At 51.8% G+C, this 922-nt stretch carries 2 protein-coding genes; both read right to left on the reverse strand.

The genetic code is table 11. The annotated features are described in order from the left end of the window. The coding region (locus ACTHS3_RS15310; protein ID WP_440368409.1) for an NAD(P)H-binding protein at positions 1-525 on the reverse strand (525 nt) is incomplete at its 3' end. A gap of 91 nt (positions 526-616) precedes the next feature. Further along, positions 617-922: heme utilization cystosolic carrier protein HutX (gene hutX / locus ACTHS3_RS15315; RefSeq protein ID WP_440368410.1), on the reverse strand; the 306-nt coding region annotated here is incomplete at its 5' end.

The raw sequence follows: 922 nt of genomic DNA on the forward strand, positions 1-922 counted from the left end.
TTTTTGCGGAATTTCTTGGGCATTTTGTGTCAAGGTATAGGCATTATCTTCGCCATCGGCAAGGCCGCAGGGGCGCAAGATGGTCCAATTCAAACCGCTTTGTTTGAGATAGATTTCGGCTTCCGTTTTTGCACGAACGGCTTCGCCGAGTGCCTGTTTGAACGGCTCGCTCATCATGTCCCATTGTTCGCCGCAGCCCATGCTGGTAATCAGTACAAAGCGGGCTTGCGGATTGACGGCTTTTGTAGCGGCAATGATGTTGATATTGCTCAGCGCATCGCTGCGGACGCCCTCTTCGTTTTTGCCGCCGACAAAACTGATCACGGTATCGGGACGGTATTGTGCCAACGCTTTATCGAGCGCGTCGGCATCAAGTGCATCGGCGACGACGGTTTGAATATTGTGTTCGGCAAAAAAGCTGTCTTCAGACGGCTTTCTCAATACGGCAACGACATCGGCTGAGTCAGTCAATGTGCGGATATAGGCGCGGCCGGATGGGCCGTTGGCTCCGAAGATGAGTTGCATGTTTGGGGTCCTTTGTATGGTAGATGTTTGTTGTTAGAAAATCCGCTCCTCTATTCAACAAGGAACGGATTTTCAGGCCGTCTGAAACTGTTTAAGCGGCATCAAACAGTTTGCGCATGGCTTCGATTTGATGTTGTTTCAACTCGCCTGCTTCGTCGCGGCCGACGAAAATTTTAAACATGGCGCCGCCGTTGCGGTTGATAAAGTTGAGCGAGCAAGTGGCTTTGCCCATGAAAGGACGTTCCAAAAGGTAGATGGATGCGCAGTTTTCGTAGTAGATGTGGCCGTGTACGCCGCCGTCGGTTTCAGGATGGTCAAAATTGTAGAAACCGCGGCCGACTTTGCCGTTAGGCAGTTTGCCGCTGACTTCGACGATGGCATCGGGGGTGTGGGCGAT

This window comes from Neisseria sp. P0009.S007 (assembly GCF_051962515.1).